Below are 13,649 nucleotides of genomic sequence, written 5' to 3' on the forward strand. Positions count from 1 at the left end.
CCCCGCGTTGTGCCACCGCCCCGATGCCCGGGTCGGGGACGCGGGCCGCGGGCCGACCGTCTAGATTGATGCTTGATCGTCGAACTACCGGTACGTCGGCACCCCGGCGGCCCGGCCCCTCGGCGATGCCCTCGCCCACGCACCGCGGCCACGGCTGCCGTGCGGCTCACCGCAGGTTCCCAGGAGGCTCCCGTGTCCGACCACGACTCGCAGCTCGACTCCACCGCCGGCATCCGCGCGCGCATCGACACCAGCAAGCCGCATTCGGCGCGGTTCTGGAACTACTTCGTGGGCGGCAAGGACAACTACGAGAAGGACCGCGAGCTCGGCGACCAGATCAAGGAGATCTTCCCGGGCCTGGTCGACGTGGCGCGCACCAGCCGTCAGTTCCTGGGCCGCGCGGTCCGCCACCTGGCGGGCGAGCAGGGTGTCCGGCAGTTCCTCGACATCGGCACCGGCCTGCCCACGGCCGACAACACCCACCAGGTCGCGCAGCGGGTCGCCCCCGACTCCCGCATCGTGTACGTGGACAACGACCCACTGGTCCTCGCGCACGCCCGCGCCCTGCTGACCAGCACGCCCGAGGGCGAGACGGCGTACATCGACGCGGACCTGTACGACCCGGACGCGATCCTGCGGGAGGCGTCGAAGACGCTCGACCTGTCGCAGCCGGTCGCCCTGATCATCCTCAACACGCTCGGCCACGTCGCCGACCACGGCAAGGCGTGCGACCTGGTCACCCGCCTGATGGCCGCGCTGCCGTCCGGCAGCTTCCTCGTCATCAGCGACTCCACGGCCACCAGCGAGGGCATGATCGCGGCGTCGAACGAGTACAACAGGAGCGGCGCGATCCCCTACCACGTGCGCAGCGTCGAGGAGATAGCCGCCTTCTTCGACGGCCTCGAACTCCTGGAGCCGGGCGTCGAGCAGGTCACGCGCTGGCGTGCGGAGACGGCCGACCCGGCCCAGGTCGACGCCTACGGCGCGGTGGCGCGCAAGCCGTGACGTCCTGGCCCCCGGGCCGCAGATGAGTTCCGGCCGGGAGACCGGTCCACCTTCCGACGCCCGCGCACACAGGTGCGCGGCGACCGCGGGAAGGTGGACCGATGACCGGAACGACCCTGCTGGACGTAGTCGAAGCACATGTCGGCAAGGGGCCCGGGAGGGCGCCGGGCGCCGTCGCTCTCGTGGCCCGCGGCGAGAAGGCGGAAGTCGGGGCCGCGGGCTCGGTCGACACCGAGGGCAGCGCGCCGATGGCCAGGGACTCCATCTTCCGCATCGCCTCGATCACCAAGCCGATCGTGGCCGCGGCGGTGATGATGCTGGTCGACGACGGCCGGATCGCCCTCGACGACCCGGTGGCGACGTGGCTGCCCGAGCTCGCGTCGCCGTCCGTCGTCCGCACGCCGTCGAGCCCCGTCGACGACGTCGTCCCCGCCGTCAGGCCGATCACGGTCCTCGACCTGCTCACCTTCCGCGCCGGGTACGGCTTCCCCGCCGACTTCGACTGCCCCGCGGTGCAGCCGCTGTTCGACGAGCTGAAGCAGGGCGCGCCCCGGCCGACGGAGGCCGCGGAGCCCGACACGTGGATGGCGGCGCTGGCCCGCATCCCGCTCCTGCGCCAGCCGGGCGAGACCTGGCTGTACAACACCTGCTCGGACATCCAGGGCGTGCTGATCGCCCGGGTCGCGGGCCGCCCCCTGCCCGAGTTCCTCGCGGAGCGGATCTTCGAGCCGCTCGGCATGGCGGACACGGACTTCCACGTGCCGCCCGCCAAGCGCGCCCGGTTCACGAGCTCCTACCGCCCCGGCCCCGAGGACGGCACGCTGGAGCTGACGGACACCCCCGACGGCCAGTGGAGCGCCCCGCCGGCGTTCCCCTCGGGCGCGGGCGGCCTGGTCTCCACGGTCGACGACTACCACGCCTTCGCCCGCCTGCTCCTGGCGGAGGGCACCGCGGCAGGGCGCCGCCTCCTGACGCCCGAGTCCGTGCGCCTGATGACCACCGACCACCTGACCGCGGCCCAGCGGGAGGCGAGCGGCCTGTTCACGGGGGGCCAGGGCTGGGGCTTCGGCGGCTCGGTGGACGTCACCCGGACATCGCCCTGGAACGTCCCGGGCCGCTACGGCTGGGTGGGCGGCACGGGCACGACGGCCCACCTCACCCCGTCCACCGGCACGACGGCGATCCTGCTGACCCAGCGGTGGATGACGGACCCGGCCCCGCCCGCGTCCATGCGGGACTTCTGGCGGTACGCGGCGCGGGTCTGACCCGCGGGGCACGGCGGACGCCGCGCCAGAACTCGTACGCTCCGTGACTGTACGAGTGCGAAAAGTGGACAGCGGGGCCAACCGGCCGTGACCATGGGCGCGTTGGCGGGGACCGATAAGCGAGCGTCAGGGGATACCCGTGAGGTCGTCATGCGCGCCGGGCGGCAGCGAGCCCGAACCGACCGAAGGGCTCAAGGCCTTCGGCGCCGTTCTGAAGAGTTTCCGCAAGCGTGCCGGGTACACCCAGGAGTCCCTGGCCCGGCACCTCGGCTACTCCGCCCACTTCATCGCCTCCGTCGAGCAGGGCAGACGCTTTCCGCCCACGCAGTTCATCGACCTGTGCGAGACGGCGCTGGACGCCTTCGACACGTTGCGCATGGCCGCGGGCCAGCTGTCCCGGCAGCGGGGGCTGGCGTCCTGGTTCCGCCAGTGGGCCCAGCTCGAACAGGAGGCGGTGGCCCTCTCGACGTACGAATGCCGTTTGATCCCCGGCCTGTTGCAGACGCAGGCGTACGCGCGGACGCTGTTCGTCAACCAGCTTCCGCCGCTGGGGGACAACCAGATCGAGGCGCAACTGGAAGCGCGGTCCGAGCGTCAACTGCTGCTCACGGAGCGGCCGAACACCGCGTACAGCTTCATCCTGGAGGAACACTTGTTCCTGCGGGGCATGGGTGGGCACGAAGTCACCATGGAACTGGTCGATCACGTTCTCGGGCTCGCGGAACACCGGAACATCGAGTTGCAGATCATGCCGGTGGTGCGGACGAGCCATGCGGGGATGGACGGCCCGATCCAGTTGCTGGAAACCCCCGAGAACCGGTGGTTCGCCTACGCCGAAGGCCAACGGAACGGACAGTTCATCAGCCAACCCAAAGAAATCAGCGTTCTGCAGATGCGGTATGCCAGGATGCGCGCACAGGCTCTTTCGTTCGACGACTCGGTGAGCCTGCTGAAGCGGATGCGAGGAGCGCAATGAGCACCTTCGAATTGTCCTGGTTCAAGAGCAGTCACAGCGGCGGCTCCGGTGATGACTGCATCGAAGACGCCCTGGACTGGCGGAAGTCGAGCTACAGCAGCGGTGGAGACGGCGACTGCGTAGAAATCGCCCCCTGCCCCACTACCCTCCACGTACGCGACTCCAAGAACCCCGAAGGGCCGCGGCTGGCCCTGGCCCCGCGGGCCTGGACGGAGTTCGTGGCGTACGCCGCCGGCCGCTGAGGCGGGCCAGCGCCGCGCACTGGAGGGCGACGGCGCACGCCATGGCGAGGCAGATACCCGGCAGTCCGAGACCCACCAAGGCGTACGCGAGGGCGAGTTGAAGCACTGAGCCGTATGTCGTGATGCGGGCCAGCGCCGGGCTGTCGCCGCTGCCCTCGAAGACACCGGCCACCCCGATGAAGCACGCCAGCAGCACCAAGTACGGCCCGAGGCACCGCAGGTGGAGCGCCCCGGCGGCGGCCACGTCGCCACCGGCCCCGAAGGCCCGCATGATCCAGGGCGCGGCGGCGAGCAGCGTCACGGCGGCGGCCAGGCCGAGCGCCCCCGCGACGGTGAGCGCCTGACGGCGGACCGCCCGGCGCTCGTCGCGTCCGGCGCCGAGCAGATGGGCGGTGTGGATGGCGGCGGCCTGGCGTACGGAGTAGAAGGCCATGGTGGCGACGTACATGGCCTTCGTGGCGATGCCGTACGCGGCGACCTCGGCGACGCCGATGCGGGCGACGACGGCGACGAGCGCGAGTGAGCCGGTCATGCGGATGACGAAGTCGGCGGACATGGCCAGTCCGGTCGCGGCCGTCCGCCGCGCGTCGGCGGCGAGCGCGCGGGCCGCGAGGACCTTCTTCCGCCGCCCCGCGGTCCCCGGCCGGCCGCGCGACGAGCGGCGCAGCACGGCCAGGCCGCAGATCAGCGCCACCGTACGGCCGGTGACCGTGGCGATCGCCGCCCCGCGCACGCCGAGGCCGAGCCCGAGGATGAGCAGGGGGTCCAGGAGGAGGATCAGGCCGTTGGCGAGCAGGGAGAGCCGCATCGGCGTACGGGTGTCGCCCGCGCCCTTGAGGATGCCGTCGACGACGTTCGTGGCGAAGTAGACGGCCATGCCGGGCAGGGCGACGGCGAAGTACTCCGTGGCGAGGCGCGTCGCGTGGCCGTCGTCGTCCAGGAGCAGGCGGGCGAGCGGCTCGCGGGCGGCGTAGCCCCCGACGGCGACGGCGGGGGTGAGCAGCGCCCACAGCGCCCAGCCTCCGCGCACCGCCGCGTGCGCCGCCGCCGCGTCCCCCGCCCCGCGGGCGCGGGCCACGAGGACCGTTGTGCCGGAACCGGCCATGAGGATGACGCCGAGCAGGACGTTCTCGACGTTCGTGGCGACGGCCACCGCGGCGACGGCGGCTCCGCCGAGCCCTGCCACCCAGACCATGTTGATGATCCCGGCCGTGACCCCCGCGAGGAGTTCGCAGTAGACCGGGAGAGCGAGCGACACCAGCCGCCGCCGGTGCTCCGTCGGGCCCATGACCCATCCCCCTCTTTTCGCTGTATCTCGATTCGAGGTACAGCGAAAAGAGATAGCATCATGCGCAGCGAAGAGACAAGGGAAGTAACGAGGGCGAACGGCCGAGAGCCCGGGAGTCCATGGGCCAAGAGCCCCAGGGGCAAGGAGCGACGCTCGTGCTGGAGTTGACGATTCTAGGCTTCCTCCACGAGGAGGCCCTGCACGGTTATGACCTCAAGGCCCGCATCCAGGGTCTGAACGGCCACATCCGGCCGGTGAGCGACGGCGCTCTCTACCCGGCGATCAACCGGCTGACCAAGGCGGGCCTCGTCGAGCAGCGCACCGAACCCGGCAGCGGCGCCGCGCCGCGCCGGGTCCTCTCGCTCACCGAAGCCGGCCGTGCGCGGATGCTCGCGCTGCTGCGGGAGCCCAAGGACGTGGAGATCACCGACGGGCAGCGGTTCTTCACGCTGCTCGCGTTCCTGCGGCATCTGCCCGACCCGGCGGAGCAGGCCGCGGTGCTCCGCCGCCGTCAGGCGTTCCTCGACGCCCCGGCGAGTTTCTTCTACCGGGACGGGAAGCCCGTACGCGCGGAGGAGGAACCGGACCTGTTCCGTCAGGGGATGCTGCGGATCGCCCGCGCCACCGGCCGAGAGGAGAAGGCCTGGCTGGCCGAGGCCATCGCCGCGCTCGGCGAGTAGCTACCGCTGCGCCTCCACCAGTTCCCTGGCCTCCTCGGGAGTCGCCACCGAGGGCGGTGAGCCCTGGAGGGGCTTGCGGGCCGTCTCCTTCATCGCGGCCACGGCGATGATGCCGACGAGGCCCGCCAGCATCGTGTAGAACGCGGGCATCAGGTCGTTGCCGGTGGCTCCGATCAGGGCCGCGACCACCAGCGGGGTCGTGCCGCCGAAGAGCGAGACGGAGATGTTGAAGCCGATGGAGAGCGAGCCGTAGCGCACGTCCGTGGGGAACAGGGCGGGCAGCGAGGACGACATCGCGCCCAGGTAGCAGACGAGGGCGAGGCCGAGGATGAGCAGGCCCGCGAAGACGGGGACCGTGCCGCCCTGCTTGATGAGGAGGAACGCGGGGAGCGCGAGGACGAAGAAGCCGACCGAACCCGCCATCAGGACCGGCTTGCGGCCGACGCGGTCGGAGAGGCGGCCGACGGAGTTGATGAGCGCCATCAGGATCAGCATGACGATCACGATGGACATCAGGCCGCCGGTCTCGCCGAAGCCCCGCTCGGTGAGATAGGTCGGCATGTACGAGAGCAGCATGTAGTCGGTGACGTTGAACGCCGCGACCAGGGCGATGCAGAGCAGCATCGCACGCCACTGGCCGACGAAGGACTCCGCGAACGACTTCTTCTGGCGCTCGGCGGCCGGGCCGTCGCCCGCCTCTTCCATCTTCTGGAACGCGGGCGACTCGTCCAGCTTCAGCCGCAGGTAGAGGCCGATGAGCCCGAGCGGGGCGGCCACCAGGAACGGGATGCGCCACCCCCACGCCTGCATGGCGTCGTCGCTGAGCAGCATGGTCAGGACGGTGACGAGGACCGCCGCGACGGTGTAGCCGATCAGGGTGCCGAACTCCAGGAACGAGCCCCAGAAACCGCGCCGCTTGTCGGGCGCGTACTCCGCGATGAACGTCGCGGCGCCGCCGTACTCACCGCCTGTCGAGAAGCCCTGCACCATGCGGCAGAGGACGAGCAGGGCCGGCGCCCAGAAGCCGATCGAGGCGTAGCTCGGGATCAGGCCGATCGCGAGGGTCGCCGTCGACATCATGATCATGGTGAGCGCGAGGATCTTCTTGCGTCCCACGCGGTCGCCGAGCGGGCCGAAGAACATGCCGCCGATGGGGCGCACCAGGAAGGCCGCCGCGAACGTGGCCAGGGACGAGAGGGTCTGCGCGGTGTCGTTGCCCGACGGGAAGAACTCCTTGCCGATGATCACGGCGAGGTAGGCGTAGACGCCGAAGTCGTACCACTCCATGGCGTTGCCCAGCGCGGTCGCCTTCACCGCGCGCTGGACCTGGGCCTCCTCGGTCACCGTGATGTCCGACTGGCGCAGGCGGGGGTTCCTGCGGCGCTGGATGGCCCGGAACAGCGCCCGGTGCCGTGCCACGGCTTCCGGGGCCGGCGTTGCCGGTGTCTCGTCGGGGGCTTCTGGCGCGCTCACGTGCGGGTCACTCTCTCGTCGGCGGTTCTCGGTCGGGGGCCGCCGCTCCGGCGGCCGCCACTGATCAACGCCTGCCCGGCCGACCGCTTTCCACACGGCGGGCCCGCGCCCGGGGGTTGCTTGACGGGTATACGTCACGCCCGAACTCTGGTAGGAAACTTTCCTAACAGTCCGCGGATCGATGAACTCCCTTTCCTGGAGGCCCTCGTGCAGACCCCCCACTCCTCCCCCACCCCCTCGCGCACGCTCACCTCACGCCGCACCCTACTCACCTTCATCGGGGCCGCCGTCGTGGCCGGACCGCTCGTCGCCACGCAGACGGCGTCCGCCGGGCAGACAGCGTCCGCCGGACAGACGGCGGCGAGGGCCGGCGGGCTCGACGACCCGGCGAAGAAGGAGATCGCCATGAAGCTCGTGTGCAGCGCGGAGAACTCCAGCCTCGACTGGAAGAACTACTACCGCTACATCGAGGACATCGACGACGGCCGCGGCTACACCGCCGGCATCATCGGCTTCTGCTCCGGCACCGGCGACATGCTCGACCTCGTCGAGCTGTACACGCGGCGCAAGCCCGGCAACGTCCTCGCGAAGTACCTGCCCGCGCTGCGCAGGGTCGACGGCACCGACTCGCACGACGGGCTCGACCCGAACTACCCGCGCGACTGGGCGCGGGCCGCCGCGGACCAGGCCTTCCAGCAGGCGCAGAACGACGAGCGCGACCGCGTCTACTTCAACCCGGCCGTCAAGCAGGGCAAGGCGGACGGCATCGGCGTGCTCGGCCAGTTCTGCTACTACGACGCCATCGTGATGCACGGCGACGGCGGCGACTCCACCAGCTTCCGCAACATCCGCAAGCGCGCGCTGCGTTCGGCCACACCACCGGCGCAGGGCGGTGACGAGGTGGCGTACCTGCACGCCTTCCTCGACGCGCGCGTCTGGGCGATGAAGCAGGAGGAGGCGCACGAGGACACCACCCGCGTCGACACCGCCCAGCGGGTCTTCCTGAACAAGCGGAACCTCAGCCTCAACACTCCCCTCGAATGGAAGGTCTACGGGGACTCGTACCGCATCGGCTGACCGGGCGGCCGTCAGCGGTGCTACCGTCTCCGGCCATGTCCCAGGCTGAGATAGACACCCTGACGGCCGAGTTCTTCGGCTCCTTCGACAACCGTGACGGCGGGAACGCCGACGTCGCCCGGCTCCGCAGGCTGATGCTGCCGGGCGGCGTCATCGCGGTGACCGCCCCGGAGTACCGCGTGTTCACCGTGGAGGAGTTCATCGGGCCGCGCGAGGAGCTGCTCGCCGCGGGCGGGCGGGTGACGGAGTTCCACGAGTGGGAGGTCTCCGCGCGGACCGACGTCCACGGGGACATCGCGTCGCGCTTCGGCGAGTACGCCAAGGCGGGGATCATGGACGGCAAGCCCTTCGAGGGCGGCGGCATGAAGACCATCCAGTTCGTGCGCACCCCCGAGGGCTGGCGCATCTCGGCGTTCGCGTGGCACGACCGCCCCTGACGCTCCGCCTCAGTGCGTGACGGCGGCTTCGGCGTCCTCGGGTGCCGGGGCCGGGCCCCCCTTCGCGCCCAGGTGGTTGAAGACGAGGTTCAGGGCCACGGCGAGCAGGCAGCCGGTGGAGATGCCGGAGCCGAGGACGATCTGGGCCCAGGCGGGGAACGCGTCGTAGAAACCGTCGGAGAGAGCGGGCGCCAGGCCCGCGCCCAGCGTGACGACCACGATGAGGGCGTTGTCGCCCCGGTGCAGGTCGGCCTGGAGCAGCGTCTGGATGCCGCTGACCGCGATGGAGCCGAAGAGGAAGAGGCTGACGGCGGCGAGGACCGGCATCGGGACGACGGAGATCGCGGCGACCGGATGGACCTCGGGGGCGGCGGCGCTCGCGGTCGCGGTTCCCGCGGCCTTCGCTGCAGAACTCATGGATGGCGCTTCTTCCGTTGCGTGACACCGGAGGTCGGCCCCGTTCCGTGGGAGTTCACGAGACGCGGAACAGGGCCGACGTAACCGACTGGAAAGTAACTTCCGCCATACGGTCGACGGCGCCACGACGTTACGTCAGTGCGCCCCGGCAGCGGAAGACCCCGTGTGTGAGGAGTGCGTGCGCTGTTCGGCGATGGCCTCGCCGCCCTCCATCGGCGACGTGACGTCGTCCGCCTCGCGGCCCTTGCCGATGTGGTTGAAGACCAGGTTCAGCAGGACCGCCGCCACGCAGCCGGTCGAGATGCCCGAGTCGAGGATGATCTTCGCGGTCTCCGGGAACGCGTGGTAGAACTCCGGCGCCGCGATCGGGATCAGGCCGACGGCCAGCGAGACGGCCACGATCAGGACGTTGTTGTCCTTCTCCAGGTTGGCCTTGACCAGCGTCTGGATGCCGCTCGCCGCGACCGAGCCGAAGAGCACCACGCCCGCGCCGCCGAGCACCGGGCGCGGCACGACCGCGATCAGGGAGGCGGCCATCGGGCAGAGGCCCATCAGGACGAGGAAGCCGCCGCCGGCGGCCACGACGTACCGGCTGCGGATCTTGGTCATCGCGACCAGGCCGATGTTCTGGGCGAACGCGCTGCACATGAAGCCGTTGAAGAGCGGGCTCACGGCCGAGCCGAGGCAGTCGGCGCGCAGACCGGCGGCGATGGTCTTCTCGTCGGCGGGGCGGTCGACGATCTCACCGAGGGCGAGCATGTCGGCCGTGGACTCCGTCATCGAGACGACCATGACGACGCAGAGCGAGACGATCGCGGCGGCGGCGAACTGCGGGGCGCCGAAGTGGAAGGGCGTCGGGAAGCCGACGATGTCCGCCTCACCGATCGGGCTGAAGTCCGTGGCGTCGAACGGGATCGCGATGAGCGTGCCGATGACCAGGCCGAGCAGGACCGCGATCTGCTTGACGAAACCGGTGGTGAAGCGGCGGAGCAGCAGCACGACGACGAGCGTGATGCCCGCGAGGGCGAGGTTCTTGGTCGAGCCGTAGTCGTCGGCGCCGGGGACCGGGCCCTGCGCCCACCCGAAGGCGACCGGCATCAGCGAGATGCCGATGAGGGTGATGACCGTTCCGGTCACGACCGGCGGGAAGAAGCGGATCATCTTCGAGAAGAACGGGGCCGCGATGAAGCCCAGGACACCGGCGACGATCACCGCGCCGAAGATGATCGGGAGTGCGTCGTCCTTGTCCTTGGTGGAGTCGACGACGGCGAGCATGGGGGCGACACCGGCGAACGTGACGCCGTTGACGAAGGGCAGCCGGGCGCCGATCTTCCAGACGCCGAGGGTCTGGAGGAAGGTCGCGAGCCCGGCGGTGAACAGACACGCCCCGGTCAGGAAGGTGAGTTCCTTCGCGGAGAGGCCGATGGCCGCGCCGACGATCAGCGGCGGCGCGACGACACCCGCGTACATGGCGGCGACGTGCTGGAGGCCGGTGGTGGCCATCTTCAGGGGCGGGAGCTTCTCGTCGACCGGATGCACGGCCGGGGGTATGGAGGCTTCGCCGTCGCCCTCGGACGACGGGGTGGTGCCTTGCTTGGTGAACCTGGGCTGAGTGGCCACTGTGGCTCCTCCGGTTGTTTTCCAGTACCGGCTGGGCGCCGGCACTTTTCGCTTCTGGGAGGTGGGGGAGGTGGTGCGTGGTGCAAGGACTTGCTCGGTATGCGGTGGTGCACATGCGCCCAGGTAGTGCTGACCGCCCCGGGAACGTGAAGCGTTGGGCCACGTTCCCGGGGCGGCACTTGAGCAGCCCGCTCGGCTGCTCAAGTCCGGTCGGGAGCCGTCCCCCCCGACCGGAGTTCCAGGTGTCAGCTCCCGGCGGCGATCCGCGCCAGGCGCTGCGCCTCGTCCCGCGTGGAGCGGGCTATGGCGTCCTCGTCGGCGTGGAGCAGGCGGCCGTCCTCGACGACCGGCCTGCCGTTGACGAGGGAGAGGGTGACCGGCGCCGCCGCGCCGAAGACGACGGCGGTCACCGGGTCGGCGATCGAGGCGTGCCCGATGCCGTCGATCTTCCAGAGCACGAGATCGGCGAGCTTGCCGGCCTCCAGGGAGCCGATCTGCGCGGCCCTGCCCAGGACCTGCGCGCCGCCGTAGGTGCCGAGGCGCAGGGCCTGGCGGGCGTTGAGCGCGGCCTCCCGGTGCGCGCCGAGGCGGTTGATCAGCAGGGCGTTGCGCAACTCGGTGTGGAGTTCGCCGGACTCGTTGGAGGCGGTGCCGTCGACGCCGAGGCCGACCGGGACGCCCGCCCTCAGCATGTCGGGGACGCGGGCGATGCCGGCGGCCAGGCGCGCGTTGGAGGAGGGGCAGTGCGCCACACCCGTGCCGGTGCGGGCGAAGGCGGCGATGTCGGAGTCGTTCATGTGGACGCAGTGCGCCATCCACACGTCGTCGCCGAGCCAGCCGGTCGACGCGAAGTAGTCGGTCGGGCCCATGCCGAACAGCTCGTGGCAGAACCGTTCCTCCTCGACCGTCTCACTGCCGTGGGTGTGCAGCCGCACGCCGAGGCGACGCCCCAACTCGGCGCCCTGCCTCATGAGTTCGGTGGAGACGGAGAAGGGCGAGCAGGGGGCGACGGCCACCTGCGTCATCGCGTCGAAGGAGGCGTCGTGGTGCTTCTTCACCGTCTCCTCGGTCGCGGCGAGCGCGCCCTCCAGGCTCTCCACGGCGAAGTCCGGCGGCAGGCCGCCGTCCTTCTCACTGCGGTCCATGGAGCCGCGGGCCAGGGTGAACCGCACGCCCATCTCGGCGGCGGCGCGGATGATCGACCCGGAGATGTCGCCGGAGCCGCGCGGGAAGACGTAGTGGTGGTCCATGGCGGTGGTGACACCGCCGCGGGCCAGCATGCCGAGAGAGCCCTGCGCGGCGGCGTAGGTCATCTGCTCGTCGATGCGGGCCCACGTCGGGTACAACGCGGTCAGCCAGTTGAACAGGTTGTGGTCGGTGGCGAGGCCGCGGGTGATCCACTGGTAGAAGTGGTGGTGGGTGTTGATCAGACCCGGGGTGATCAGGTGGCCGGTGGCGTCCACGCGGCGTACGACGTTCTCCAGGCCCTCGGGAGCCCTGCCCGCGCCGACCGACTCGATCCGCTTGCCGGCGACGACCACGTGTCCCGAGGCGTACTCGGTGTCGTCGGCGTCGACGGTCGCGATGGCGGCGTTCTCTATGACGATGCGCTCGACGGCGACTTCTGTGCCGTCGGGGGTTGCCGATGCTGCCATGGTGCTTCCTTCTCTTCTGGTGGCGGTGGGCACGGCATGACCCTAGGAAGATTTGAGTGCCGCGGCCGACGGGCCGCGGGTGCCGAGGTGATGGAAGAACAGGTTGAGCGAGACGGCGACCAGGGCGCCGGCGCTGATGCCGGAACCGAGGACGGTCTGCGCCCAGGCGGGGAACTCCGCGTAGAAGGTGGGCGCGGCGAGCGGGATGATGCCCGCTCCGAGCGACACGGCCACCAGGATGATGTTGGAGCTGTCGTCGAGTCCCGCCTCGGAGAGCGTACGGATGCCGCTGACCGCGATGGAGCCGAAGAGGACGATGCCCGCGCCGCCGAGCACCGGCATGGGGACCACGTTGACGACCGCGCCGAGCACCGGGAAGGCCCCGAGGACGATGAGCGCGCCACCGGCGACCGCGACGACGTAGCGGCTGCGGACGCGGGTCAGCGAGACCACGCCGACGTTCTGCGCGAAGGCGGAGGTCGGGAAGCCGCCGAAGACGGGACCCACCAGGGTGGCGATGCCGTCGGTGCGCAGGCCCCGGGTGATGGTCCTGCCGTCGGTCTCGCGCTCGCAGATCTCGCCGAGGGCGAGCATGCCCGCGGCGGACTCGGTCATGAGGACCAGCATCACGATGCAGAGCGAGAGGATCGCGGCGGGCTGGAAGGTGGGCGCGCCGGAGGCGAACGGCGTGGGCAGCGCGGCCAGCGGCGCGGACTGCACGGAGGTGAAGTCGGCCATGCCGAACGGGATGGCGGCGAGCGTGCCGATGAACATGCCCGCGAGCAGGGCGACTTGTCTGAGGAAGCCGCGGCCGAAACGCTGGAACAGCAGGATCACGACGAGCGTGAAGGCGGCGAGCGCCAGGTACTTCATGTCGCCGAACGCCGGGTCGGTGTCGTCGCCGCCCTGCGCCCACTTCACGGGCACGGGCATCAGTGTGACGCCGATGAGCGTGATGACGACCCCGGTGACCAGCGGCGGGAAGAAGCGCAGCAGCTTGCCGAAGAAGGGGCCCACGACGAGGCAGAAGACGCCGGCGACCATCACCGCGCCGTAGATCGCGGGGAGTTGCTCGCCCTTGGCGTTGGTCTCGGCGATGGCGAGGATGGGGGCGATGCCCGCCGACGAGGCGGCGTTCACGAACGGCAGGCGGTTGCCGACGAATCCCTTGACACCGAGGGTCTGCAGGATGGTGGCGAGACCGGCGATCAGCAGTCCGGCGGCGATCAGCCGGGTCTGGGCGACGGTGTCCAGGCCACAGGCCTGGCCGATGATCAGCGGAGGGGTGACCACTCCCGCGTACATGGCGGCGATGTGCTGGAGTGCGGCGGGGACGAGCCGCGAGGGGTGGAGCTTCTCGTCCACCGGGTGACAGTCGACGGCCGGCGCTTCTTTCGCCGCCTCGGTTCCCGCTGTCATCTCCGATGGGGTGGAACACGGGCCTTTCGCCGGCCCCGATGCAGGCTGTGCCATTGCGGTTCCCTCCGGTGTGGCGCGCCCCCGCCCGCTGCGGT

General features: G+C 70.7%; 13 protein-coding genes. 7 read left to right on the forward strand and 6 right to left on the reverse strand.

Translation table 11 applies throughout. The annotated features are described in order from the left end of the window. Nucleotides 1-192 precede the first annotated feature (192 nt). The 4 genes from DCW30_RS25750 (at nt 193) to DCW30_RS37635 (ending at nt 3,488) form a co-directional block, all read left to right on the forward strand. Nucleotides 193-1,005 carry an SAM-dependent methyltransferase gene (locus DCW30_RS25750; RefSeq protein WP_076683869.1) on the forward strand — a complete coding sequence of 271 codons (813 nt, stop codon included), beginning with the start codon at nt 193-195 and terminating at the stop codon, nt 1,003-1,005. Between the two features lie 101 nt (nt 1,006-1,106). Next, nucleotides 1,107-2,270 carry a serine hydrolase domain-containing protein gene (locus DCW30_RS25755; RefSeq protein WP_076683870.1) on the forward strand — a complete coding sequence of 388 codons (1,164 nt, stop codon included), beginning with the start codon at nt 1,107-1,109 and terminating at the stop codon, nt 2,268-2,270. A gap of 139 nt (nt 2,271-2,409) precedes the next feature. Next, a complete protein-coding gene (locus tag DCW30_RS25760; RefSeq protein WP_079249943.1) occupies nt 2,410-3,246 on the forward strand; it encodes a helix-turn-helix domain-containing protein in 837 nt (278 codons plus the stop codon). Continuing rightward, nucleotides 3,243-3,488, forward strand: coding sequence for a DUF397 domain-containing protein (locus DCW30_RS37635; protein ID WP_076683872.1), 246 nt, complete (start codon nt 3,243-3,245; stop codon nt 3,486-3,488). The genes DCW30_RS25760 and DCW30_RS37635 overlap by 4 nt, the downstream gene beginning before the upstream one ends. On the opposite strand, the gene DCW30_RS25770 is transcribed toward DCW30_RS37635, so the two are convergent. Then, on the reverse strand, nt 3,388-4,776 hold the full coding sequence (locus DCW30_RS25770) for an MATE family efflux transporter (RefSeq protein WP_076683873.1): 1,389 nt from the start codon (nt 4,774-4,776) through the stop codon (nt 3,388-3,390). The two genes, DCW30_RS37635 and DCW30_RS25770, sit on opposite strands and share 101 nt — an antisense overlap. Before the next feature lie 155 nt (nt 4,777-4,931). On the opposite strand from DCW30_RS25770, the gene DCW30_RS25775 reads away from it, so the two are divergent. Next, nucleotides 4,932-5,456: a PadR family transcriptional regulator gene (locus DCW30_RS25775; protein WP_076683874.1), complete on the forward strand. Its 525-nt coding sequence runs from the start codon at nt 4,932-4,934 to the stop codon at nt 5,454-5,456. Here DCW30_RS25775 and proP read toward each other — a convergent pair whose 3' ends face one another. Further along, nucleotides 5,457-6,929, reverse strand: coding sequence for a glycine betaine/L-proline transporter ProP (gene proP / locus DCW30_RS25780; RefSeq protein ID WP_076683875.1), 1,473 nt, complete (start codon nt 6,927-6,929; stop codon nt 5,457-5,459). It lies immediately after the preceding gene. Between the two features lie 207 nt (nt 6,930-7,136). On the opposite strand from proP, the gene DCW30_RS25785 reads away from it, so the two are divergent. Together DCW30_RS25785 and DCW30_RS25790 are read left to right on the forward strand one after the other, a co-directional pair. Beyond that, the gene (locus DCW30_RS25785) at nt 7,137-8,006 is read left to right on the forward strand and encodes a chitosanase (RefSeq protein ID WP_237283359.1); all 870 of its coding nucleotides are present in this window, start codon (nt 7,137-7,139) and stop codon (nt 8,004-8,006) included. 35 nt (nt 8,007-8,041) lie between these two features. After that, nucleotides 8,042-8,443 carry a nuclear transport factor 2 family protein gene (locus tag DCW30_RS25790; RefSeq protein WP_062780640.1) on the forward strand — a complete coding sequence of 134 codons (402 nt, stop codon included), beginning with the start codon at nt 8,042-8,044 and terminating at the stop codon, nt 8,441-8,443. A gap of 9 nt (nt 8,444-8,452) precedes the next feature. On the opposite strand, the gene DCW30_RS25795 is transcribed toward DCW30_RS25790, so the two are convergent. The 4 genes from DCW30_RS25795 to DCW30_RS25810 all read right to left on the reverse strand — a co-directional run bounded on the left by DCW30_RS25795 (nt 8,453) and on the right by DCW30_RS25810 (nt 13,608). Then, complete coding sequence (locus tag DCW30_RS25795) at nt 8,453-8,860, reverse strand: solute carrier family 23 protein (RefSeq protein WP_076683876.1); 408 nt, start codon at nt 8,858-8,860, stop codon at nt 8,453-8,455. A gap of 135 nt (nt 8,861-8,995) precedes the next feature. After that, on the reverse strand, nt 8,996-10,480 hold the full coding sequence (locus tag DCW30_RS25800; RefSeq protein ID WP_418347026.1) for a nucleobase:cation symporter-2 family protein: 1,485 nt from the start codon (nt 10,478-10,480) through the stop codon (nt 8,996-8,998). 245 nt (nt 10,481-10,725) lie between these two features. After that, the gene (locus DCW30_RS25805; protein WP_076683877.1) at nt 10,726-12,135 is read right to left on the reverse strand and encodes an 8-oxoguanine deaminase; all 1,410 of its coding nucleotides are present in this window, start codon (nt 12,133-12,135) and stop codon (nt 10,726-10,728) included. 42 nt (nt 12,136-12,177) lie between these two features. Further along, entirely contained in the window at nt 12,178-13,608 is a 1,431-nt protein-coding gene (locus DCW30_RS25810) for a nucleobase:cation symporter-2 family protein (RefSeq protein ID WP_076683878.1), read from the reverse strand. Nucleotides 13,609-13,649: the final 41 nt, after the last annotated feature.

This window comes from Streptomyces alfalfae, assembly GCF_004127445.1.
Lineage (GTDB): Bacteria > Actinomycetota > Actinomycetes > Streptomycetales > Streptomycetaceae > Streptomyces > Streptomyces alfalfae.